Below are 21,717 nucleotides of genomic sequence, written 5' to 3' on the forward strand. Positions count from 1 at the left end.
GTTAGGACCCGCCGATCCACTCGAACGGTGAAGATACCGTCGTACAGCCCGTACGACGTCGACGGGCACGGTCAGTTCCGGAGGGCCAGACCGCCTTCGATTTCGGGGTTGATCGCGACTTGAACGAATATAGGTCACACCATTCCGGCCCATCGGGACATACGCCATCGGCGCCGCAGTGGGCTGGAGAAAACGCCCGAACGCCGTTTGAGGTCATCCGTACTGAGTTGTGCCAACGCCCGACGCAGCCTACGCTCATCATAACTTGCGCGATCCAGTGCACCGCGCGGAATGACAAAAATGGGCTTATTGACATCGAGGGCGCAATTCGCTTGCGATTCGACGGTTCGCTGGAACGGGGGATGACGACTTGCGGGTAATCCATGTGCCCTGCGGCCCATTCGCGAACAGCAGCGAACTCAAGGCGTTCAACGCGGTCGATCAGGAAATCCGAAAACGCGCCGGTGATGCTTCGGCCTATGTCCTGACCAATCTGACACATCCTAATCTGCGAGGGCAGGCCGACGAGATCGACATGGTCGTCATCGGCCCCGGTGGGGCGGTGGTCGTGGAAGTGAAGCACTGGGAGGGATCGGCTCTGCGTCGATCTGACCTGGGAGATCCTGCAGCCGAACTGATTGTGGCCAAGTCGAAGCGCATCGCCGGGACGCTTCGCAACGTGGAGCCCTTCCTGGGCTTCGTCGCCCCCGCCTTCCTTCTGACCCGCGAGACGGGGACGTTGAAAAAAGGCGGTCAGGTTCCGCGCCACCCGATGGGTATCCTCGCCTATGGAATCAGGGACGTCGCCGATCTGGTCGCGGGGCCGACGGGGGCCGGATCGCTCGACGCCAAAAGGCTGACCAACGCGCTGGCGGGCCGCTACAACGTCTCCGACGCAGCCCGGCTGAAACGTCTGGGTCGGTTCGATGAACTGCGCTTGCTGAGCGACGAGCAGGATCATTTCCAACGAATATTCACGGCGCGTGACCCCTGGACGGGCGACCATGTGCTGCTCCACACCTACGACTTGTCGGCGGCCCCCGCCGGCGAGGCGCACACCTTCACGGACCGCAAAGCGCGCCGCGAGTTCGAGGTCATTCAGCGTTTCCAGAAATCGCCGCATCTCCCGAGCCTGGTGGACAGCTGGCAGGCCATCCCGAACTATGCCGGAGAGATGTATTTCTTCAGCATCGGAGACAGCGCGGCGACGCCCGTCGCCACGCTGCGACATAAGTCCGAGTGGACCCGTACCCAGCGGCGGGTCTTCGCGATCCGCGCTCTTTCGGCCCTCGGCGAGTTCGCGCAAGGGACGGACGGCCCCCTTCTGCATCGGGCGTTGGACGCCGAAAGCCTGCGGGTTCGCGCCGACAACAGCCCCCTTTTCGCGGGTTGGCGGTGGGCGCGTCTGACGCCCGCCCAGACGGTCGCCGCGGGCCAATCCGACGACCAACTCGGCGCCTATGCCGCGCCGGAGATCAAGATCGGAGGCTTGGCTGCGGCGACGCCGAAGTCCGATCTCTACAGTCTGTGCGCCATCCTCGCCGAGCTATTCGACGAGACCGATGAAGATCTGCGTTCCATCCTCCTGCTGGGCTGTGACAGCGATCCAACGCGCCGGCCGGCGATCGGCGATATTCTGGATCTGCTTGAGGATGAAACTCCGACTGAGGCCGCCGCCGTCGAGGCGATCGATCGCACACGATCCATCCCGCCGTCGCGCTGGGACGAGGGGCATTGCTTTCGATGGAAGGAGAGCCGGTTTCGGGTTGTATCGGTCCTCGGCCAAGGCGCCGTCGGCCGGACGTTCAAGCTCGAACAGCTCGACGCCCAGGACGAGCCCATGGGCACCTTCGTCGGCAAGGCGCTGTTCAACCCAGAGCTTGGACCCGCGTCCCTCGAAGCCTATCAGCGGCTTCGTCCCCTCTCCCTTCACGAGGGGCTGTCGAATGTTCTGGAATGCGCCAGCGCTTGGAGCGCCGACGATCTCATGACGCTGCTGCGGTGGAGCCAGGGCTCGCCGCTCAACGCCTGGTGCGGCGACTTGAGCTTCATCGCCGAAGAGGATGGAGCCGAGACAACCGAACAGCTGGTGATTGGCTGGTTCGAAAAGCTCTGCGACGCATTGAACGCGCTGCACAGTCAAGGCTGGGCGCATGGCGACGTCAGCCTTTCGAACATCCTCGTCGACGAGACCAAGGTCGTGCTGATCGACTACGATCTCGCCGGCCCCGTCAATCGCACCGCACGCAGCCCCGGAACGGTGCTCTACGCTTCGCCTGAGCGTCGGGAGGGCGGCGAGATCCTCGCGCGCGACGACGTGTACAGCCTCGCTGCCACGCTTTATCACGCTCTAACCAATCGTCCGCCGGCCTTCGTCGCCGACGGTCAGGGACTGGACTGGACGGAGGTCGAGCGGACCGAGTTCCCCAGATTGATCCCGCTTCTGGATCGGGCGGTCGGCCCCGCGCATCGTCGATTCGAGTCCGCGGGTGCCGCGTTGTCGGCGATCAGAACGGCAAGCGGCTCCTGCGTCCAGCCCGCCCTGGCCTTGGCTTCAGCACAGGCCCAGATCAGCCAACCGCCGCTGAGGCCGAACGTGGTCCCGCGGGTCAAGGACATCTTAAGCACCTATCCCGGCTCGAAGTTCGGCAATGCGGAGACGCGGGGATTGGACACGCCGTTCGCATTCAACACCTATGTTTCGACGGCGCTTGATCAAACACTACCCGCATCGATCCGGGCGGGCGACGTTTCACTGGTCATCCTGTGCGGCAACGCTGGCGACGGAAAAACCGCCTTCCTGCAACGCCTCGTCCAAACGCTTGGCGGCGATCCACCGCCCTCGAGCGAACGGGTCTGGTCCGGAGAACTCGCCGGCCGCAAGGCGATGATCAACCTCGATGGCGCCGCCAGTTGGAAAGGGCGATCGGCCGACGCCCTGCTGGATGAATTGTTCGGGCCGTTCCTCGACGGCGCGCCGAAGGACGGTCGTGTGCATCTCGTCGCGGTCAACGACGGCCGTCTGATGGAGTGGATAGAACATTCCGAGATCCAGAATGACTCGCGCCCTCTGACCGACGCTTTGACCGCCGCGCTCAGCCATCAATCCGACGGCCTTGCGTCCCACGTCCTGCTCGTCGAGTTGAACAACCGCTCACTGGTGGGCGGTCTGGACGTGGGGGCCGGGGCGATCTCCACCCAGTTCGTGGACGACCTCATCCATCGTCTCATCGGAGGCGAGGCGGCGGCCGATGTCTGGTCGCCCTGCAGGACCTGCACGGCCCAGGCGCGCTGTTCGCTGAAGCGGTCCGCGGACATGATGGGCGCCAGTGCGGATGCAGCGATCCTGGCAGACGGCGCCCGGTTTCGCGACCGCCTGACGGAAGCGCTGCAGACGGTCCACCAACGCAATGAGATCCACATCACGGCGCGTGAACTCAAGGCGGCGATCAGCTACATCCTGTTCGGCCTGAACGCCTGTGAAGACCTGCATGCCAACCCTGAACTCGAGCCGCACGATCCAGCCGACCATGCGTTCAACCCACAATCGGCATCGCGCCAGGGCGAGCTCCTGCGCGAGCTGGCGCGCCTCGACCCCGCACTCGAAGGCCACGCCCGGGTCGATCGCTACCTCGTCGGCAAGGGAGCGCCTCATCCCAAGCATGGGGCGCGTCGCTTCCGGGATGTGATCGGCCGATCGTTGCCTCTGCGCGAGGCTCGCCGCCGCGCCTATCTGACGTGGTCGGCCGATCAGGTCGAGGCGGTAGGAGGAGACAGCCACGCCCTCACCCTGCGCGACGGGCGAAGGGCGGCCGAGTTCCGCCGTTTCCCCCTGTTGTCGGCGGAAGAGCAGGCATCGATCAAACAGAGGCTCTGCAACGGATTGTCCCGATTGGAAGCCCTGCCGGATCTCGCCTACGCAGATCCGAGTCGCGTCCCGATCCGTGTCGTGCCCCGCACCCCGACCGAGACCGCGTTCTGGATCGAGAAGGCGGCGTCGCGCTTTTCACTAATCGCCGAGCGCTTCCTTCCCACGGTCGGACTCGAGACACTTCATCGATTCCTAGTTTTGGCCTATGAGCCGGCCCACGGCGGGCGCGAGGAGCTGATCATCCCTCTTGAGCTCTACAGTCTGCTCATGGATCTCGCCGACGGCGTCCAAATCTTGGACGCCTTCTCCGACGATGTCTTCGCCAATCTCGGCGTGTTCACGAGCCGGCTCGCCCAGGAAGACGAGAGGGGGCTGAACGCCTGGAATCCCGTCGAAGGCGATACCGTCCATCGCCTTGGTGTCATCGACCGATCGGGACGACAGACGATCGCTCTCACGGCGAGGAATGCTTGATGGCGAACGAAGCGCGTCAAGTGGTCGAGTCTGTTCTGGGTAGTCAGATGACAGCTCAGATTTGGACCAGCACCTACTATCCGGCCTTTCCGTTCGTCCCGCAGGATTTTTCGGTCGGCGCCGTCTTGCCGATGATGCTTTATCTGTTCCGGTGGGGGAACCGCCGTGGGAAGGGTCAGTTCGCCGAGACCTATGGGAGCGGGGGCGCCCCGACGATCGCCTCTACGGTGGATCGACTGGTCTCCGACCCGTCCATCCATGGGTTCGACAGCCCCTCGGGCCGCGCGATCCTCGGCGACTTTCTCCTGACGTCCATCCTGGAAAATCGACGGCATTCAGAGTCCCACGAGGAGCAGGTTCAACGCTGCTTCGCCAACCACTACTTCGCGTCCTGGATCGACCTTCCAACCAGCGCGGCGAATCTGCGCGGCGTTCCCGAGATGGTGACGGCGCTGCTCAGCGATCAGAGCAGTGGAGAAACCGTCGAGCCGTTCGCCGAGCGGGGCCGATACGTCGTCGGCGCTCGCATTCAGGACAACGACCTCTTGCGCGCCCTAGCGCCCGGAACCGCGACGACCGGAGAGCACAAGAGCAACCTTCGGTCCGATGCTCTGGACGAAACCTATCCTCTTCCCCTCGATCAGCTGTTGACCGTTCGCCTGGCCCAAGGCTGCGGCGAGGCGCCGGCCAAGGCGATCGGTCGGAACAATCCTGGCCCGATACCGAACCAACGACCGATCGCCAAATGCGCCGCCGACAGTTTTCGCGAAGATCTCCTCGTTTTTCTGGACTGCTACGCGTCAGCGGCCTCGATGCCGCGACCTGCTCTGCTTCAGATGCTGGAGTCCGCGATCGCCGTCGGGCTGACGACCATCGTGACGGGCGCCGTCGAAGTTATGAACCGTTGGAGCGTGACCGGCGTCATTCCGGATGTCGCTGAAGCGCCCAAATTCCCGCTCTTTTTCGACTGTTCGAGCGGGTCGGACCCCGTGCTTCGCGCGGCCTCGGAGGAATCCGGCTTCCTGGTTCGACAGGCCCTGAACCGTCTCCCATCCGTCCTCATGTACGCCCGGCTGCTCGACCATTACGTGCGAAGCGAATCCGAGATCGACCGCAAAACTCTTCCGTCCACGTCGCCGGACGCCACGGATTGGCTTAATCTCACCGGTAGCGTTCTAAACGGCGACCACGAGGAGGCAAAAGACGCGCGACGATATTTCGCCTGAACTGCGCGTAAACTGCGCGACGCCGCCGCCGCCGCCGAGGATCTCGAACTGCGCACATTGCTCGGCGAGGAAGTAAACGGAGGCGATCCCGGGCGAGCTCTCGCAGAGGCCCTCGCGGCGGCCTTCGCCGGCGCTTCCGGAAGCGGCACCGAGCGCCTAAACAACTTCCTATCGTCGGCCCTGATGATCGATGACGTCAATGGCCTGGCGAAGCGACGGAAGGTGATGATCCATCAAACACGGAGAAAGGGGCAGGGACGCCGCGGCGACGCCCTGTCGCTCGTCCTGACCAATCCCGTCATCGAATATCTGGTGCACCGGCACATTCGAAAGACCGGAAAGGGTCGCAAGGAGCAGATCCTATCTTATCCGGCCTTTCTTCACATCCTACGCGAACGTTACGGCTTCTTCGTTGATCGGGCGCCGCCAAACATGTCCGTTCCGAGCGACGTCCTGCAGCGCAACCGCCGTATGCTCGAGCGACGGCTTCGTGATCTCGGGCTCCTGACCGGCGTCAACGACGCTGAGCGGATGAAGAAGATCAAAGGGCGATATCTTGCCCAACAAGACGCCACCGGGCGAGGGGATGCCGCCTGATGGGACCTCAACATGTCCAGCTCTTGGCTCAGGCGCTTACAAATCGCCTGGGCGTGCCGACCCCCGGCGCGGTGGCGTTTCTACGGTGTCTGCCGTCTGATCAGATTGACGCCATGGTTGAGAGCGACGCCTTTGTCGTTCCCGGCTGGACCGTAAACGCGGTGGTCGATGCGCCTGGCCAGCGCCGCATCTCCGCCGACCAAGCGGTGGAGCAACGCGAAGATAAGGCGGAAGCAGCCCTTCTGCTGATCGATCCTCTGCGCGCGGGCGCCGGTCTTGACGGGATTTACAGCGCCGGGCGCGAAATCAGCGAGACCGAGTTGTTTGGCGAAGCCCTGAGGCTCGCCCGCAGACCCTTCTTCGGCCGAATGCCTGTTCTCGACGCCGCCATCACGCGGGCCGAGCGCCTCGGCCGGCGGCGGCGGCTTACCCCCTGGTCCAAATTCGATTTCTACGTCAACGCCAAGCAAAACGCGGGACGAGCTCTGGCTCGGTTGGGCCTGTGGCCCATCGCCAGCGATGACGACCCCTCGACAAGCGAGCTCGACCTTTCGGCCGAACTGGCCGACCGGCTCCTCTATGTAAGCGACACGCGCGCGATCGCTGAACGGGTGCACGGGCTGCGCCTGGAAGGGTCCGCGGAAAAGGCGGCTCAGTTGGAGCAGGCGCTTCGCCTCGTGTCTGGAATGAGCCCGGAAGAAGCGGCTCGCCATATTGAGCATCAGCCTGAGCTTTGGCTCGGCCCGATCCAACCCGGGTTCGCGAGCGAGGAGCTTCGCAGGATCCAACTGGCGCCTTGGCGCGACGCGAGAGGTGGAATCCTCAAATGGTCTGGCTTGAACAAGCCGGAGGGCGATGGATTGACGCCCCGGCTGATATTGGATCGATCGGCGCCGACGAAGAATCGCGCAAAGCTTACGATCCGTTGGACTACGGATCCGGAGGATCTGGTCGCAGGCGACATCGATTATCGTGTTTCCGTGATCGCCGGCGAAGATGTTCTCGCCGATCGCATCGTTCATCATCGCGACTGTTGATTTCCGCGGAGATTTGACCCTGGATTTCCACTGAGAAGTGACCCGGCCGGATGGTGGTCTGTGGTCAGGTGGCGGTCAAGTTCCTGGATTTCTCCTTGGTTGTTTTGGCGGGTTTTGCCGAGCTATTCCGGAAACGGAAACTGTCGTTCCCGGTCTCCAGGATGTGGCAGTGATGGGTAAGGCGGTCGAGCAGGGCCGTGGTCATCTTGGCGTCGCCGAAGACGGTGGCCCATTCCGAGAAGCTGAGATTGGTGGTGATGACGACGCTGGTGCGCTCATAAAGCTTGCTCAGCAGGTGGAAGAGCAAGGCGCCGCCTGATGCGCTGAAGGGCAGATAGCCGAGCTCATCGAGGATGACGAGATCGGAGTGCGCGAGCCTGGTGGCGATCTGTCCGGCTTTTCCCTGGGCCTTTTCCTGTTCGAGGGCATTGACGAGTTCGACGGTGGAGAAGAAGCGGATCCGCTTGTGATGGTGCTCGACGGCCTGAACGCCCAGCGCCGTTGCGATGTGCGTCTTGCCGGTGCCGGGACCGCCGACGAGGACGACGTTATGGGCCTCGTCGAGGAACTCACAGCGGTGGAGCTGGCGAACGAGTGCTTCATTGACCTCGCTGCTGGCGAAGTCGAAGCCATTGAGGTCGCGGTAGGCCGGGAAGCGTGCGGTCTTGAGCTGATAGGCCGTTGATCGGACCTCCCGCTCGGCGGTCTCGGCCTTCAGCAACTGCGATAGGATCGGCATGGCGGTCTCGAAGGCCGGAGAGCCTTGTTCCGTCAGTTCGCTAACGGCTTGGGCCATGCCGTGCATCTTGAGGCTGCGCAACATGATGACGATAGCCCCGCTGGCCGGATTATGACGCATGGCGCACCTCCCTGGCCCGCCGCAGGGCGTCATAGCGTTCGACGTTGGCCTGCGGTTCGGTGGTCAGCGTGAGGGCCTGAGGGGCGTCGATCGTTGGTGTGGTCAGCGGCGTACCATCGATCAGTCGGTGCAGAAGGTTGAGGATGTGGGTCTTGGTCGGCACGCCGGCCTTGCATGCCAACTCGACGGCCGTGAGCACGACCTGTTCGTCATGCTGCAAGACCAGGGACAGGATCTCGACCATCTCGCGGTCGCCACCCGGTGTTTTGAGCAGATGTTGCTGGAGGGAACGGAAGGCAGTTGGCATCTCGGCGAAGGGAGCCCCGTTCCGCAGGGCTCCGGGTTTGCGCTGGACGACCGCCAGATAGTGCCGCCAGTCGTAGATCGTCTGGCTCTGGCGATCATGAGATCGGACAAAGGCTCGGCGATGCTCGCAGATCGCGTGCCCCTCGGCGACGATGACGATCCGGTCGGGATAGACGCGCAAGCTGACGGGTCGATTGGCGAAGGACGCCGGCACGCTGTATCGATTGCGCTCCAGATGAACCAAGCAGGTTGGCGTCACCCGTTTGGTGTGCTCGACGAAGCCGTCGAAGGGGCGGGGCATCGCCATAAGGTGCCGGACCTCTTCGGCCCACACATCGGCGATCGTACCGGGTTGCGAGCCATGCTCGATCTGTGACCACAACTCCCGGCATCGCTTCTCCAGCCAGTCATTCAAGGCTGCCAGGGACGGGACGTTGGGCAGGGGCTGCCAGAGCCGATGGCGGGCATCCTGTACGTTCTTCTCGATCTGCCCCTTCTCCCAGCCCGAGGCCGGATTGCAAAACTCGGCCTCGAACAGGAGGTGGCTCACCATGGCCGAGAAGCGGATGTTGACCTGGCGCTGCTTGCCACGGCCGACCTTGTCGACGGCCGTTTTCATGTTGTCGTAAATGCCCCGCCGCGGCACGCCGCCGAAAACCCGGAAGGCGTGGTTATGGGCATCGAACAGCATCTCATGGGTCTGGAGTGGGTAGGCGCGCAGCATGAAGGCGCGGCTGTAGGACAGCTTCACATGAGCGACCTGCAGCTTGGTGCGCTCGCCGGCGATGATCGCCCAGTCCTCAGACCAGTCGAACTGGAAGGCCTCTCCGGGCACAAAAGCCAGCGGCACGAAGGTGCCGCGGCCGCTGGTCTGCTGCTCGCGCAGCCGGGCTGCCTTCCAGTCCCGGGCGAAGGCCGCCACCCGATTGTACGATCCCTCATAGCCCAGCGTCACAAGATCGGCGTGCAGCTGCTTCACCGTGCGCTTGTGCTTACGCGACTCGCCAGCCTCGACCTGCAGCATCGCCGCAAGCTTGTCGGCATAGGGATCGAGTTTGCTCGGCCGGTCAGGAGCCTGAAACTGCGGCTCGACGCTGTCCGCCCGCAGATACTTGCGCACGGTGTTCCTCGAGAGGCCGGTGCTGCGGGATATCTCTCGGATCGAGCGACGATCCCGATGATGCCAGCGTCTGATGACGCTCAATAACTCCATGTCGATCACTCCGCTGTCCCCCGCGTAGCCCGCGTGAGACGTGGTGAAAACATGGGTCACTTCTCGATGGAAAAATCCCCGGCAGACGGGTCAGATCTCAATGGAATTCAACATCGCGACCACCGCACGCAACAGGTTGTCATCACGGTCGATGATTTCGAGGATCTCGAAGGGAATGAAAAATTCGACGCCGTGGTGGTGGTCGAGGCCGTCGGTCAGGGAACGGTCGGGCCGGTACAAAGCGAAGCCTTCACGCTCGAGTTCGGTGTCGCCGCCACGCAATTGACCAGCGCCTCGGGCCAGGAAGTTCGGACGTTGGTGGAGGGAGCGATCGGCGTAGCCGATCGCGCGGACTTCGATCGACTGATCGGAGGCGTTGAGGCTCGGGATCGGGCGGTCGAAGACAAGAAGGGCTTCCTGACTTGGAGGGGCGATGCCGCTACGAGAGGCGCGCGCGTGTTCCGCCCGGCCTTGCTGCGCGACATGGAGAGAGACTGGATCCAACGTGGCGGCGCGATCGGCTACTGGATCCAGGTCGTGAGGGCCGATGGCTCGCCCGTCGGTCCGCCCCAGTTCGTCGAGCTTGAGCCCGCCGACCAGAGCGCCGCGACCGAGCGCGCACGGGACGCCAGCCGCAAACTGGCCGCCGAACTGGGGAGCGCGGGTCTGCTCGGCCGTGTGATCGCCCACGGCTGGTCGGCGGCGGACAACTACATCAACGCGTGGGAAAAGGCGCTCGACGCCGGCGCCCCCGCGCTCGCTCTGCATGGGACAGTCGAAGTGCGCGCCCAGTCGGGGGCTGTGATCGGACTGCTGGTCACTCCATTACATCCCCTCCGGTTCGCTTGGCACGCCCACTACGATCAGGTGGTTGTCCACGCTCGCTACGAACAGGCTCTTTCTCCGAGCCAGATCCAAAAGACGGTACAGCCGATCGACTCGGCGTTCTTCCCCTTCGCGCTCCCAGGAAGCGGTGGAGCGAGCTGTTTCGTCTTTGCTGATGTCATTGGCTTTCACGCCCTCGCCATGATCGTCGATGGAGAACGCGAGCCAAAGGCGGCGACGGCACTTCTCGCGGCCTGCCTCAGCGCGGGGATCACGGCGGTTCCTTCGATCGGCCAGGCGAGCGCTACGGCCATCGCGCGTGAACTGGGCCATTATCTGGACTGTTACGGCGGCGCGAGCGGGGAACGCCCCGACCTGCTGGCGATCCAGGCCTGGCGTGCGGGCGATGGGCTCACCGTTGCCCGCGCCCTGGGCCAGACGCTTGTGGCTCGCGGTTTGAACGAGGACGAAGAGGCCTCCTCGCCGCTCTGCTTCACCCTGGATCTTTTTCATGGTCCTAACGCCAAGGGCGCGGGCCAGTTTTTGTCGAGCGTGGGCCAGCGTCGCCGAGCCGGAGGACAGGTGCTCGACCCACGAGATCGCTGGTTAGCCGACACGGCCGCCCGACCCGGAGATGTCCTTCTGCCTCGACTGCGGTGGGCGAAACATGAAGAACCTCAAATCGACGACGACGCCGCCTGGAGCGGCGTGGGTTCCGCTCACGTCAGTCTGGCGTTCGATCTCTTCGAAACCCATCTGGCGACGGTCCCGATATCGACGGTGGCGGATCAACGGCCCTTGCACGCCTGGGGCCTGCTGCGTACGCTTGAACGGCGCTCAGTCCCTGAAGCAGAAATGGAATGGATGACTTACGCCGCGCCCGAGTTGGGCGGCGAGGCCAGCCCGGACAACCGAACCGCAAGTGATCGGTTGCGTCGTATCGATCGCGCTACGGCTCGTGCGACCGCCCGCGCTCTGGGCGGGTCGAACGACGACTGGCCGGTGTTGAAGACGAGGCTTTCGGTCGAAGACCGGCGGCGGGTTGAGAAGATGCACGAACAGAGCGACTGGGTCGTCACCCTCGATCGCAACGCGGCTCTTGATTATTTCGACTCGCCTCAGCAATCGCCGGACGCCTACGAGCGGTTCGTCATCGACACCGTCCCTGAACGCTCGGATCTGACGGCCATCCAGCTGGTCACCTCGACGACGAACCTCGATGCGGTGCGTGATCTCGTCGACGAAGCCCTCGGCGATATGGGCTTGAGCAGCAGCGAGCGGAACAGCCGGTTCCTCGTCAGTCAGCTGAAGGCCCTCAGCGGTCGGCTAGCGATCCGGCTGGCGGATGGAGGAACGCGCACGGGCGAGTTGGTCGCTTTGGCCCTGATGTACGCCCATTGCGTTGCTGGGGGGGAGCAGAAGGGCCCCTGGTTGAACGTCGCCCAGGGTGTCCTCATTCCTGTCGATGAAATCGCCGATCATGCGCCGATCGTGAACACCCCGGCTGCGGACGGTGAGACCGCACGCCGCGCCGACTTCATCCACGTGAGCGCGCCCGCCCGCGGTCCTCTTGAGTTCCGTTTTGTTGAAGTCAAACATCGACAGCACCTGCGGACCGCTCGCCAGCCAGACATGCTGGCCCATATGGTCGCGCAGACTGGCGAGCTCCGCGAACGATGGATGAACTGGTTCTTCGAGGACGGTCTCGAACCGCTTGACCGGGTGGTTCGCCGCGCGCAGCTAGCTAAGCTCATGCGCTTTTATGTCGACCGCGCGGGGCGTCATCGACTGACGCCCCAGGCCTGCGCCAGACTGAACGCTGAAATCGACCAGGTGGTGCTCAAAGAGGCCTATCAGCCCGGTACGGTCGTCGATCCGGATATCGGCTATATCTTCTGCCCGGAGCATCGCTCCGGTCAGGTCGAGCTGGTTCATTCGGACCGCAGCGAAACTCGGTTGTGGCTGTTTGGGCCGACCATGCTTCCCGATGAAACCGGCGGTGCCGACGTCGCCATCATGATGCCGTCCGTTCCGTGGGAGGGCACCGCTGAACCCCCGACCGAGGCGCCGTTGGGTGCCCCGGTGACCGCGGGCTCCGCTGCCGTGCCGACGGAGCCCGATCCCAGGGTCAGAGAAGCGACCCTTGAGCTTTCGTCCGGGAACGACACGGACACGTCTCCCGGTGGGAATGACAAGGGCGAGCGCGAAGATACGGGCGGCACTTCAACCCCGCACGACCTGGCCCCAAGGCCCGAGCCCGTCACGACCGTTGCGGTGCCGCCAATGGGGTCAACTGACGTCGCCGGCCCGGTCGATGTCCGTCTGGGTGAATCGCTAACGCACATGCCCGTCGACTGGTCGGTGTCGATCAGGAGCAATCCGCATCTGATGATGGTGGGACTGCCCGGAATGGGGAAGACCACGGCGTTGATCAATATCGCTAAACAGCTGACCGCCGCTGGGATCGCGCCTGTCATCTTTTCGTATCACGACGACATCGACGATAAACTCGCCGAGGCCATCGGCCCGATGCGGACGATTGATTTCGACGGCCTAGGTTTCAACCCGCTCCGGGTCGACGCCCCCGGACCTATGGCTTACATTGATGTCGCTGGGACGCTGCGGGACATCTTCGCCTCGATTTTCCCTGATTTGGGCGAGATCCAGCTCGAGGAGCTGCGCGGAGCGATAAAGCAAAGCTATGATGACCTAGGCTGGAGTGAGCGCCGCGAGCCGAAACCGGAGCCGCCGAAGTTCCGCACGTTCTTGGACGTTCTGAAGTCTCGGCCCAAACCTAACCAGAACCTCCTGGCCCGCCTTCAAGAGCTCGATGACTACGGCTTCTTCGATGGAGGCGACGGCGCTTCGGGCGTCCTTTCGAATCGGGAGCCGACGCTGATACGGGTGCATCTCAGCACCAACGATCTGATTCAGAGAGCGTTCGCCGCCTTCGTTTTGTACAGCCTCTACAAGGACATGTTCCGGCGCGGCGTGCAGCAGGGCATTACCCATGCGATCATCTTCGATGAGGCCCATAGGGCGGCGAAACTGAAGCTGATCCCGCGCTTCGCCAAGGAGTGTCGCAAGTACGGTCTAGCACTGGCGTTGGCGTCGCAAGGCGTGCGCGACTTTGACGGCGGCCTGTTCGAGGCCATCGCGAACTATCTGGTCCTACGCGTCACGGAAGTCGACGCCCGAACGCTCGCGCGCAACACGGGTCCGACAGCAGACCAGCAGCGAACGACGGACCGCCTCAAGGCCCTCGAACCTTACCATGCGATGTTCTTCTCGGCGGCGGCGTCGAAGCCGAGCTTGGTAAGACTGGCCTCAGTGTAGCGGGAAAACCATCAGCGTCCGAATAAGGATGCAGCTGACGCGTGAAGAAGCTGCGCGCTTGGCGCGGCTCGACGGCAGTTTTGTTGCAATGTTTCAGCACGGGAGCGGACACTCGTTCGCATCTTTGATTGATGTTCGACTGCAGCGCGACTGCGCCGCGAGTGGCTTGTGAGTATGCATCCGGCGAGGGCCGCGGGATGAGGTCTGGCGCGGGCGTGGCTCAGGCGGCATTCTGCAGGTGATCTGCGGCTTTCCAGTTCCAGGGGAGCAGTTGGTCGATGGCCCGGGCGGGATGGCCGGGAAGGCGGGCGAGGACATCGGCGAGCCAGGCCCTCGGGTCGACGTCGTTGAGCTTCGCGGTCTCGATCAAGGTGTACATGGCAGCAGCACGGCGCCCGCCGGCGTCGGATCCGGCGAAGGTCCAGTTTTTGCGACCGAGGGCGATGCCGCGCACGGCGCGCTCGGCCGCATTGTTCGAGAGGCAGAGGCGTCCGTCGTCCAGGAACCGGGCGAAGGCCTGCCAGCGCTTCAGCATGTAGTCGATCGCCCTGGCGGTATCGTTTTTGGAGGACAGCCTGGCGCGGTCGGCGCGAAGCCGGGCCTCCAGGTCGGCGACCAGAGGGCGACTGCGATCCTGCCGGACGCGGAGCCGCTCGTCGGGAGGCCAACCGTTGATCTCGCGCTCGATCTCGAAGATGGCGTCGATCGCCTTCACGATCGCCGCCGCCATGGGGGCTCGCTTGAGATCGGCGAGTTCGAAGAACTTGCGCCTCGCATGAGCCCAACACCCCACTTCGAGGATCGGGCCGGGCTTGCGGCTGGGGGCGTAGAGCCGGTTGTAGCCGGCGAAGGCATCGCACTGCATCGGGCCGGCATAGCGGTTGAGCCAGGCCTCGACGTGCTCGCCCGCGCGCGTGGCCGAGTAGAAGTATGCGGCGGCGGGAGCCGCGGCACCGGCGAAGGGGCGGTCGTCGCGCACCACGGCCCACAGATGTCCGGTGCGGGTCTTGCCCTTCGCCAGGACCGGGACCGGCGTGTCGTCGACGTGGATACGTTCGGCAGCACGCACATGCGCCTCGATCCGCTCCACCAAGGGAGCGAGCGAGACGGTGACGGCGCCGACCCAGTCGGCCAGCGTGCTGTCGGTCAGAGCTACACCCTCGCGGGCGTACCGTTCGCCCTGCCGGTGGAGCGGCAGGTGCATGGCGTACTTCGCTGTGATGATCTCAGCCAGCAGGTTCGGCCCGGCGCGACCACGGGCGATCGGATGGAACGGGGCCGGCGCCTGGGCAATCGCCTCGCAGGCGCGGCAGGAGACCCTCTCGCGTACGTGCTGGACAACGAACCAACGCGCTGGGATCCGCTCGAGCGTTTCGGTGACGTCCTCTCCGAGCTTTGACAGCCGATCCCCGCCGCAGCACGGGCAGACAGCCGGTCCTGGGACGACCACACGCTCGCGCGGCAGATGCTCCGGCAGCGGACCGCGTATCGGCCGGCGGCGCTCGCGGGCCTCCTTTCCGGAGGGTTCTACGGCGGCCACCGCCACCTGTGCTGCGATCTCCGCCGCCGTCAGGGTCTCCTCGGCGTCCTCAAGCATCAGCTCCAGTTACTCGAGCTTGCGACCCCGTTCGGAGGAGGTGCCGAAGGCCTGTCGACGGAGCCGAGCGATCTCCAGGCGGAGCTTCTCGATGAGCAGGCGCTCGCCCGCCTGCACCCGCTCCACGGCCAGCCGCGCCTCCCGCTCCGCGAGGATCATCGCGTGGGCTGCGGCCAAATCCTGGGGCAAATCGGGAGCTTCGATCACGCCGATGATTCTGCCACAAAGCAGTGCCGAAGCAATGGTTTATGTCATCCCGCCGCGGTCGGGCGCCACGTCTTCTGCGGTATCCGCCAGTCGATCCCTTCGAGCAGATAACCGAGCTGCGCGGCCGTGATCGTCACCGTGCCGTCGACCGTCGATGGCCACAGGAACCGCCCCCGCTCCAGCCGCTTGGCGAACAGGCACATGCCCTGTCCGTCGTGTCAGAGAATCTTGACCAGGTCGCCACGGCGGCCCCGGAACACGATCAGATGACCCGAATGCGGATCGCGCTTCAACGTCTCCTGGGCAATCAGGGCCAAGCCGTTGAAGCCCTTGCGCATGTCCGTGTGGCCCGTTGCGAGCCAGACCTTCACGCCACTCGGAACCGGGATCATCGAGCGCTCAGCAGGTCAAGGACGAGACGCAGGGCAGCGGCATCAACGTCACGATCGACCCGAACCCGACGGCCACGGCCGAGATCGATCTCGATTAACCCGGTCGCGCGCCGAGATCGCGTCGGCCCGCTCTCCGTCTCACTCACCGCGGGTGGCGTCTCGGCCTGGATCATCACCGGCAGTAGCGGCGAGACCTCAGCGATGCCCACGAGCCGCCCTTGGCGCGCTTGGCGGCGCCATGTGAAAACGAGGCTCGGGCAGACATCGTTTCGCTGCGCGACCTCACTGACCGTCGCGGTGTTGTCCAGCGTCTCCGCAACAATACGCGCCTTCTCTTCGTCCCGCCAACGCCGTCGCCGTTCGGTCCCGAGCACCTCGATCTTCATCGACCTGATCACCTTAAGTCTGAACTTAAGGTCATACCTTCATCCCAGCGCAGCAGCCCGCAAGGCGGCCTTCGGCGGAGGCGTACGCTTGTGACTGCGAACTCACGGCATCAACGATTACTCCTCCTAGGTCGGGTGTAGTGGCTGCGGCGGCGCTAGCGCGTCATACGTTGACACGGGCCGCCGCTAAGGTTGCTCGGTTGCTCCTTCGTAGGATATTTGGCATGCTTGTTTAGCTTAGGTGCGAACGAGGAAAATAAGAATGGATTGACGGCAAGATAAAGCGGATTGTCAATCCGCGAGGGCGGTGCCCTTAAGGTGTTGTCTGCACGTTGTTTTCCGTTCCGAAAAACGGCTCTAAGCGACCTCGCGGAAGGTGAGCATCTGCGCGACCATCATTCAAGCCATTGATAGGTCTCTGGTTTTCGTGTGCATGCGCAACGTGCGTTCCGCCGGCTGTGCGCCAAAGCCGACGTTTCCACGCTATACTTTGATCGTGTGATTTTCGACTTGTGGGAGCCATTGGCACGGCCAAACCTGCGGTCATGACACGTCGCGAAGAGAACGATTTCCGCATCAAGCCAGGCCGTCCGCGAAGCCGGGGCACGCGGCTGAAGACGCACGAACTGCCCTTCGTTAGACAGGCCCTGATCGCCGCTCGCAATGCCGGCGGTGGCGCCGGGATAGGTGGCGAGCTCGCTGGAGCGGGCGACAGCAGCGGCCGGTTCAATGCGCGAGGTCGTGGCGCCAAGGTGATGGCGTCGCTGCCGCGCGACAGCGGCGGCTGGCAGAGCGGTCCGTCGGGCCGGTTCCGTTCTCGCCGGGTCGTGGTCAAGGCGCGGGTGGTGAGGCTCGCCGGGAAGGGGAAGAGCGCGCGCGGCCCGAAGATGCGCGGCGCCGTCTCGGTCGGCGCGGTAGGGGCTCATCTGCGCTACCTCGAACGTGACGGGGTCACCCGCGACGGCGAGAAAGGGCGGGCTTACTCGGCGCTTGGTGACGAGGTCGACGCCAAGACCTTTGTGGAGCGGAGCGGTGAGGATCGCCACCAGTTCCGCTTCATCGTCGCGCCGGAGGATGCCACTGAGCTCGGCGACCTGAAGCGATTCACCCGTGACCTGATGCGGCAGATGGAGAGTGACCTCGGGACCAAGCTCGACTGGATCGCCGTCGATCATCACAACACCGGCCACCCGCACAGCCATATCCTCGTTCGAGGCGTGCTGGATGATGGCCGTATCCTCAACATCGCCGGTGATTACATCGCCCATGGCATCCGCCATCGGGCGAGTGAGCTGATGACGCTGGAACTTGGCCCGCAGACCGAGGTCGAGTTGCAGAACAAGCTGCGCCATGAGGTGGACGGCGATCGCCTCACTCGGCTCGACCGGATGATGATCGCCGAGCAGCGTGAGCACGGCATCCTCGATCTGCGGCCAGACGCTGGCGAGAGCTACCTCGTGCGGACCAACCGGCATGTTCTCATCGACCGGGTGAAGCGGCTGGAGAACTTCGGCATCGCCGAGGAGATCGAGCCAGGACGTTGGAGACTTGCCGAGCGAGCGGAGAGCACGCTCCGGGCGATGGGCGAGCGCGAAGACATCCTGCGCACCATGCACCGCGCTCTGGCCGATCACGGGCTGGCGGAGGAGCGCGGCGCCGCGCAGTACGTCACCCATGGCAACCGCATCTCTCACGCCCTCGTCGGACGTGTGCTCGACAAGGGATTGGCTGGCGATGAGATGGGCGAGCGCTTCTATCTGGTCATCGATGGCGTGGACGGACGCACCCATCATGTCGAGACCAGCGATGCCTCCCGGCTGGAGGACATCAAGCGCGGCCACATCGTCGCGCTGGACCCGCTGCCGACAAGATCCGATCCCCGCCCGGCGGATCTCAACATCGCCACCATGGCTGAGCGAAGCGGAGGCATCTACCGGCCGAGCGAGCATCTGGAAGTAGCGCGCCCGGCGATCGAGCAGCAGCGCGGCGATCCGGATGCCTTCATCCGTGCCCATGTGCGGCGCCTCGAAGCCCTGCGCCGGGCCGGCCATGTCGAGCGCATCGACGCCAACCATTGGAAGATTCCGGACGACCTGCCCGAGCGAGGCATGGCCCATGACGCACGCACCCAAAGGAACGACTTCGCGGTCCGCACGCTCTCCGCCTTCGATCTCGACCAGCAGGTCGCCAGCGACGGCGCGACCTGGCTCGACCGGGAACTGGCCTCGCGCCAGCGCACCGAGCTTTCCGACGCGGGCTTTGGCGGTGAAGTCAGAGCAGCGCTGGAGCGCCGCCGCCAGAGCCTTGTCGATCAGGGCCATGCCGTTCGACTGGAGAACGGCAATGTCCGGGCGCCACGCGACATCCTCGCCCGGCTTGAGGCCGTCGAGGTGGAGCGCGTCGGGCGTGTCATGGCGGCGGAGCGCGGCCTTGCCTACAACCCCAGCCAGCCCGGCGAGTATGTCTCCGGCCGGCTCGCTGGCTCGGTCAATCTCGTCAGCGGACGCTTCGCCATGATCGACGATGGTCTCGGCTTCCAGCTCGTACCGTGGCAGCCGGTGCTGGAGAAACAGATCGGCCGGCATATCTCAGGTGTATCTCGCGATGGCGGCGTCGAGTGGAGCCTCGGCCGAAGCCGGGGGCTGGGGCTTTAGGTCGAGCTGTCCGGCAGTGGCGGTGTCTCAAGATCGGGATCGCGCGGCAGCGGCTCGAAGGGATCGACTTCCGGGAACAGCGTGCGCTCGCGCAGCCAATCGCCAAACGAGGCGGGATCGAGCGCACGCTCCAGTTCGCAAAGACGCAGGCGCCCCCAGCTCAGCATGCGCTGCGTCTCGGCATCCTCGATACCCTCCGCCCAGGCGATCCAGGAGCGCAGCTGTTCGGCCTTGCGACCCATCTCGACGATCTCGTCGAGCAGTTCGTCGCGTTCCTCCTCGCGCTTGGTGCGCGCCTCCGTCCGCTTCCGGTTTTCTTCCGCGCGGCGGCGGAGACGTGCGTTGCGCTCGTCTTTGAGGCGTTGATCGCGCCGATAGTCGATCCAGCCGTGGAGCTCCTCAATGATGGAGTCGAGTTGGGCCTCCAGGGTCGCACGGGTGTTGTCCCGCCAGTTGCGACGGCGCTGGTCCATGCTCCAGGCTTCAATGGAGATCGTCAGCTCACCGGTCGGGATATAATCGAACTCGGGATATTGGCGTTCGTAGGTGAAATCCCAATCACGGTAGCGAGCCGAGCGCCGATAGCGTTCCTCCGCCTTTAACTCATCGACCGTCGGATCGTGCTTTCGGCGCTTTATCGTCTCCGCCAGGATGAAGGGAACCTTGTCGACGCCCCGGCGGACTTCGACGTGCTTGCCCGCGAGGGTGCAGGAAATCTCCCGCGCCTCTATCCCGCGCGCGATGCTGTCGAGAATGAAGATCGCCCTCTCGACCGAACCGGCTTCCAGTCGCATAGAGAGCAGGCCTTCCCCGCTAATCGCGATGATGCCGTCGTGATCCGGCTTGGCGCGGCGCAGCGTATAGGCGGTCAGCGATACGGCAGTGTGGGGTTTGTCCACCCGGCCCCACTCGATCGTCCGTGTGTTCGGCTCTCGCGGCTTCATCAGTCGGCGCGGAGCGATCGCTGCCTTGCGCGCCCTTTCGAGGCGCTCCTCAATGACGGGATCTGACGGGCTCGTCGGATCGAGGCTGATGAGCTCGACGGCGGGATCAGCGGAGGAGGCAAAGATCGTCTGCCTCGGGTTCTTGCCGGCCGCTCTGTCACGCCAATAGGCCGCTGTCGGCAGCGGCACGCGATGCTGGACGCATAAATCACGCAGCCGCCAATGCGAAAGCCCGAGCTTGCCGGCGACGGTCTCAAGCGGCTCTGTCCATACGAGATCGTACATCTCGCGGCGGGTGACATGGGCGATCATGCGGATATGCGAGCGACGTCAACGGGAGGACCGCACCCTATCGCCAATCGATGACATCTCGGCTCGTCGACCAAAGCCATTCACAAGAAAAGAACTTCCGCGAAGAACCAGTAGGCCGGTCCGCCGTAGCCGCGTGAGCGGTGGCGCGAAGCGCTAGCCTTGATGCGGCTACGGCCTTGACCCAGCCGCGACGGACCGGCAGGGGCTGGCCATCGCGTAGGGCGGAGTGTGAGCAAAGTGAGCTCGCCTCGGCCGTGATGAACATTGGAAACCGCCATTTGCGAATCTGACCACTGTCGACTAGAATGCACGAGCGACGGTCTGTTCTATTGACCGATGAATAAAGCCATCTGATCGTCTGCAGGCTCTATGGCACGCTTAGGCTCAAAGCCCCTCACGCTGCCAACATCCGCGATCACCCGAGTGATGTGGTGTGTGGTGTTGACGGCGCGCCATTCCTTTGCGCTGCCCGGCCGTCCCGCGTTATGGGCCGTACGGAAAATGTATTCATCCGCCGATGAGAAGGTGCGGCCTGCAAAGCACCCACTCGCCACGATTTCTTGGCAAACCTTCCGCATGATTTCGGCGTGAGTACCGGTGTCGGCCCCACGCTGAACAAGCCACGCATCCGGTGTCGCATAGCGATAGTGCCTGATAGCGGCTGCACCGCCGCCGTTCTTGAAAATAATCTTGGCGCAGTCGGCAGCGTAATCACCAAAGATCATGTGGTCAGCAGTCGATGGCTCGAAGCGGACCGCCTTCCGCCAAGCAATCCACTCATTTCGTGGAACAATCGCGTGACTGCCAGGATCGGCGGGATTCGTCTCCGGAAAATTGGTGCCTTGGAACACAATCTGCCGCCACAGCGCGGATGTTTGCACCATCTCGAGAACACCAGCAATAACGGGTGCCACCACATCCGCGTTGGCGAAGTCGGCGTCATGGAAGTCCGCGATCACCAAACAGTCTTGAGGCGTGAGGTTCAACTTCTCAAGCGCGCCCACTGCCTTTTTCAATAGCTCGCTGTCAGCGAAATCTCCGGATGAGAAGACGATGCCAAACTTTAGAGACGCCCTGGTATCGATACAGGATTTGTAAGCGGTCCCGGCGCTGCTCAGAAGCTCATCAACAGTGACCAGCGGAACCGGGCAGGCGCGGGCTTTGCGGGCGCTTTCAAACATCCGGGGCAGCCAAAGGCCCATACGATCCCGGCCGAACTCGTCGATCAGATAGGTGGATTCGATTAGCGCGTCGCGTTGAATCCAGTGCGCTGCCAGGGCGGCGCTGATGTCTGGGAAACGTTCCCCCGCAAGAAAACGGGGCTGCAGCTCGTTTTCCCGTTCGGCTTGTGGCGGGACGATGAACCGAGGAAGGACGCGGTCTGCTACATCGGGAGCCAAGTCTCTGACGCCCATAAGCTCTCCAGCTTTCATTCGGAGGGCGCTGACATAAAGGGGTTTGATCCTGGCCGTCATTATAGC

11 protein-coding genes and 2 pseudogenes are annotated in these 21,717 nt (G+C 63.9%); 6 read left to right on the top strand and 7 right to left on the bottom strand.

Annotated elements, in window-relative coordinates; translation table 11 throughout:
* Positions 1 to 370 precede the first annotated feature (370 nt).
* From A3M1_RS0110540 to A3M1_RS0110555, 4 genes are all read left to right on the top strand, one after another.
* Positions 371 to 4,345 (top strand): NERD domain-containing protein kinase family protein, encoded by a 3,975-nt coding sequence (locus A3M1_RS0110540; protein WP_018388934.1) that lies wholly within the window; start codon positions 371 to 373, stop codon positions 4,343 to 4,345.
* Positions 4,345 to 5,571, top strand: coding sequence for a hypothetical protein (locus tag A3M1_RS0110545; protein ID WP_018388935.1), 1,227 nt, complete (start codon positions 4,345 to 4,347; stop codon positions 5,569 to 5,571). The genes A3M1_RS0110540 and A3M1_RS0110545 overlap by 1 nt, the downstream gene beginning before the upstream one ends.
* Before the next feature lie 57 nt (positions 5,572 to 5,628).
* Complete coding sequence (locus A3M1_RS0110550) at positions 5,629 to 6,168, top strand: hypothetical protein (protein ID WP_018388936.1); 540 nt, start codon at positions 5,629 to 5,631, stop codon at positions 6,166 to 6,168.
* 113 nt (positions 6,169 to 6,281) lie between these two features.
* On the top strand, positions 6,282 to 7,205 hold the full coding sequence (locus A3M1_RS0110555; protein ID WP_245261635.1) for a hypothetical protein: 924 nt from the start codon (positions 6,282 to 6,284) through the stop codon (positions 7,203 to 7,205).
* Between the two features lie 64 nt (positions 7,206 to 7,269).
* Here A3M1_RS0110555 and istB read toward each other — a convergent pair whose 3' ends face one another.
* On the bottom strand, positions 7,270 to 8,064 hold the full coding sequence (gene istB / locus A3M1_RS0110560; RefSeq protein ID WP_018388938.1) for an IS21-like element helper ATPase IstB: 795 nt from the start codon (positions 8,062 to 8,064) through the stop codon (positions 7,270 to 7,272).
* Positions 8,054 to 9,583, bottom strand: a complete 1,530-nt coding sequence (gene istA / locus A3M1_RS0110565; RefSeq protein ID WP_026221262.1) for an IS21 family transposase — start codon at positions 9,581 to 9,583, stop codon at positions 8,054 to 8,056. The genes istB and istA overlap by 11 nt, the downstream gene beginning before the upstream one ends.
* Before the next feature lie 51 nt (positions 9,584 to 9,634).
* On the opposite strand from istA, the gene A3M1_RS0110575 reads away from it, so the two are divergent.
* Positions 9,635 to 13,744 carry an ATP-binding protein gene (locus A3M1_RS0110575; protein WP_198291127.1) on the top strand — a complete coding sequence of 1,370 codons (4,110 nt, stop codon included), beginning with the start codon at positions 9,635 to 9,637 and terminating at the stop codon, positions 13,742 to 13,744.
* A 220-nt stretch (positions 13,745 to 13,964) separates the two neighbouring features.
* Here A3M1_RS0110575 and A3M1_RS0110580 read toward each other — a convergent pair.
* The 3 genes and pseudogenes from A3M1_RS0110580 to A3M1_RS0110595 form a co-directional block, all read right to left on the bottom strand.
* A pseudogene (locus tag A3M1_RS0110580) lies at positions 13,965 to 15,500 on the bottom strand (IS66 family transposase).
* 92 nt (positions 15,501 to 15,592) lie between these two features.
* Positions 15,593 to 15,940 (bottom strand): annotated as a pseudogene (tnpB, locus tag A3M1_RS25025) (IS66 family insertion sequence element accessory protein TnpB).
* Positions 15,937 to 16,326 carry a transposase gene (locus tag A3M1_RS0110595; protein ID WP_018388946.1) on the bottom strand — a complete coding sequence of 130 codons (390 nt, stop codon included), beginning with the start codon at positions 16,324 to 16,326 and terminating at the stop codon, positions 15,937 to 15,939. The pseudogene tnpB and the gene A3M1_RS0110595 overlap by 4 nt, the downstream one beginning before the upstream one ends.
* 545 nt (positions 16,327 to 16,871) lie before the next feature.
* Here A3M1_RS0110595 and A3M1_RS0110600 point away from each other — a divergent pair.
* On the top strand, positions 16,872 to 18,980 hold the full coding sequence (locus tag A3M1_RS0110600) for a DUF3363 domain-containing protein (RefSeq protein WP_018388947.1): 2,109 nt from the start codon (positions 16,872 to 16,874) through the stop codon (positions 18,978 to 18,980).
* On the opposite strand, the gene A3M1_RS0110605 is transcribed toward A3M1_RS0110600, so the two are convergent.
* Both A3M1_RS0110605 and A3M1_RS0110610 read right to left on the bottom strand, forming a co-directional pair.
* Positions 18,977 to 20,236: a hypothetical protein gene (locus tag A3M1_RS0110605; protein WP_018388948.1), complete on the bottom strand. Its 1,260-nt coding sequence runs from the start codon at positions 20,234 to 20,236 to the stop codon at positions 18,977 to 18,979. The genes A3M1_RS0110600 and A3M1_RS0110605 overlap by 4 nt on opposite strands.
* Positions 20,237 to 20,562: 326 nt before the next feature.
* On the bottom strand, positions 20,563 to 21,711 hold the full coding sequence (locus tag A3M1_RS0110610) for a beta family protein (protein ID WP_018388949.1): 1,149 nt from the start codon (positions 21,709 to 21,711) through the stop codon (positions 20,563 to 20,565).
* Positions 21,712 to 21,717 lie beyond the last annotated feature (6 nt).

It is taken from the genome of Ancylobacter sp. FA202 (genome assembly GCF_000380205.1).
Lineage (GTDB): Bacteria > Pseudomonadota > Alphaproteobacteria > Rhizobiales > Xanthobacteraceae > Ancylobacter.